This is a genomic window from Micromonospora sp. CV4 (assembly GCF_003667455.1).
In the GTDB taxonomy this organism is placed as follows: Bacteria; Actinomycetota; Actinomycetes; order Mycobacteriales; family Micromonosporaceae; genus Micromonospora.
Genome location: NZ_RCVI01000079.1, coordinates 1 through 2812, shown reverse-complemented (window position 1 = coordinate 2812; position 2812 = coordinate 1). Strand labels below are relative to the sequence as shown.

3 protein-coding genes are annotated in these 2812 nt (G+C 77.7%); all 3 read left to right on the top strand.

The features are described from left to right. The coding region (locus EAD98_RS30825) for a tetratricopeptide repeat protein (RefSeq protein WP_199723182.1) at positions 1 to 1633 on the top strand (1633 nt) is incomplete at its 5' end. Between the two features lie 80 nt (positions 1634 to 1713). Next, positions 1714 to 2331 (top strand): ABC transporter ATP-binding protein, encoded by a 618-nt coding sequence (locus tag EAD98_RS00500; protein ID WP_233583659.1) that lies wholly within the window; start codon positions 1714 to 1716, stop codon positions 2329 to 2331. Then, positions 2328 to 2812: DUF6297 family protein (locus tag EAD98_RS00495; RefSeq protein WP_233583658.1), on the top strand; the 485-nt coding region annotated here is incomplete at its 3' end. The genes EAD98_RS00500 and EAD98_RS00495, both read left to right, overlap by 4 nt.

Here is a 2812-nt window from a genome sequence, read left to right as displayed (position 1 = left end):
GGCCGAGGCGGTCGAGTTGTTCGCCGCCGCGGGCGGGGTGGCGCCGGCCGCGCGGGTCCGCCGCGCCGACCCGCGCACCGACCCGGCGGTCGGCGAGATCGTCGAGGTGTGCGGACGGCAGCCGCGCACCGTCCGGGCGCTCGGCTACCGCACCGCCCAGCACGGCTGGCGGCACGCCGACGTCCTGGACGCGCTGCGCCGCGCGGTGCAGACGCCGCCGCACCAGCGGGTCGCCGTCTCCCCGGCGGCCCGGCTGGTCACCGAACGGGACACCGCGTACCGGGCGTTGACCCGCGAGGCCCGCCGGCTGTACCGGCTGATGTCGCTGGCGCCCGCCCCGGTGGACCGGCCCGCCATCGCCGCGCTGGCCGGTCGGCACCGCGAACGGGTCACCGCGCTGCTCGACGAGTTGGCCGCCGCGGCGTTCGTCGTCGGCGCGCCCGGCGACCGGTACGAGATCCGCCCGCTGCTCGCCGGCAACGCGCGGCTGCACCTGCGGGACGCCGACCCGGCCCGGGCAAGGGTCGCCGCGCAGGCCCGGCTGACCCGGCACCTGGCCCGGCGGGCCGAACGGCACGCGGCCAACCTGGCGGTGCTGGGCTCCCCACCGGACCGGGAGTGGTCCCTGCCGCTGGACGACGACCCGTACGGCTGGTTCGACCTGCACCAGGAACTGCTGCTGGCGGTGGTCCGGGTGCCGGCCGGCGCGGCCGAGACGCTGCCCCGCCGGGTGCGCCGGTGGTGGTTCCGGCTGGCGGTGGCCCTGTGCGGGTGGCTGGCGCACGTCGAGCGGCTGGACGAGTGGGAGCAGGTCTGCCGCACCGTGCTGGCCACCCCGACCGCCGACGACCGACCGGAGATCGCCGGCTGGGCGCACAACGAGCTGGGGGTGCTGCGCCGGCGCCGGCACGATCCGCAGGGCGCTGCCGCCGCGCTCACCCTCGCGGTGGCCGAGCGGGGCCGGCGGGGCACCGCCCAGGCCCGGATGAACCTCGGCCTGGCCCTGCTGGACCTGGGGCAGCTCGACGACGCGGTGGAGCATCTGGAGTTGTCCCGCCGGCACCGCTCGGGGGCGGACCGGGCCGGGCTGGCGCTCACCGATCTGGGCCTGGGGGCGGCGCAGCTGGCCCGGGGCGAGCTGGACACCGCGCACCACCACCTGGTGCGGGCGGCGAACACGTTCCGGTCGGTGGGTGACGCCCGCGGCTACGCGGCGGCGCTGACCAACCTGGTGCTGGTGCACGCCGCCCTCGGCGAGCACCTGGACGCCGCGCAGGCGTGGCGGGCCGCGCTGCGGGAGTACGAGTCGGTGAGCGACCCGACGAGCCGGGCGGCGGCGCTGCTCAATGCCGGGGCGACGCTGCTGACCGCCGCGCCGGGGCAGGCGCGGGCGGCGTACGAGCTGCTGGCCGAGGGCCGGCGGCTGCGCGAGGAGAGCCGGCCGACCCCGGGGCTGGCACGCACCCTGCTCTACCTGGGTGACGCGGCCGCGGCTCTGGGCGACCGCGTCGAGGCGCGGCGGCACTGGGCGGACGCGGCGGCGGTGGCCGAGGAGGTCGGCGACGCCGACGGGCAGGCCGCCGCGGACAGCCGGCTGGAGGACGACAGCGACCTGCCGGTGACCGGGCCATGATCCGCGCTGGGCCCGGGGCGCCCGCGTGATGTGGGTCGCTCGGGTTGGCCGGTTGCGGGGGTCTGGGAGAGTGTGTGCTCGTGGATGCGCTCTCGGTGCGGGGACTTGGCCGCAACTTCGGCAACCTGGTCGTGCTCGACGACGTGAGCTTCACGCTCCAGGCGGGCCGGATCGCGGTGGTGCTGGGCCCCAACGGCAGCGGCAAGACCACGCTGCTGCGCTGCGTGGTCGGCGCCGACCGGCCGGACGCGGGCGAGGTGCTGGTGCAGGGTCGGCGGGCCGATGAGACCGATCCCCAGGTGCGGGCGCTGGTGGCGGCCGCCCTGGACGACATCGACTTCTTCCCCGACCTGTCCGTGGTCGAGCACCTGGAGCTGGTCGCGTACGCGCACGGCGGCAACGCCGAGCCGGTCGAGGAGGTGCTCGCCGAGCTGGGCCTGGAAGCGGCCCGCGACCAGCTGCCGGTGACCCTGTCCAGCGGGCAGCGCCGCCGGCTGGCGCTGGCGTCCTGCTTCGTACGCCCGCGCCGGGTGCTGATCCTGGACGAGCCGGAGCAGCGGCTGGACGTACGCGGCCGGCAGTGGTTGGCCGACCGGCTGCGCCGGGAACGGGAGGCGGGCACCGCTGTGCTGCTGGCCTCGCACGACCCGGAGCTGATCGACGCGGTGGTCGACGAGCGCATCGAGATCGGCCGGTGACCGCCCCGCCGGCAACCCTCGCCGACGCGCCGGCCGGCGTGCCCACCGCCCGGCAGGTGCGTACGCACCTGCGCCGGGCCCGCCGCCGGCACCACGACCACTCCCTGAGCGACGTGCTGGGCGACGCGTACGTCGTGGTCCTCTTCGTGGGCATGTACGGCTGGTTCGCGGTCAGCGCCAGCCGCGACATGCTGGAGTCGCCCACCGTCGGCCGGGCCGATCCGGGGGTGCGCTGGTGGCTGGCGGTCGCCGCGCTGCTGGCCGGTGCCGGGCTCGCCTGGCGCGGCCTGCGGGCGCTCGGTCCGCTGCTGGTCACCCCGGCGACGCAGAGCTGGGTGACCAGCGCGCCGATCGACCGGCGGGCCTGGCTGGCGCCGCGCCTCGCCGTCCTGCTGACGGCCGCGACGGCCGGCACGGCGCTGGTCGGGGTGGGCGTGGCGGCGCTCGGTGGCGTCACCGACCTGGCCGCCCTGAGCTGGGC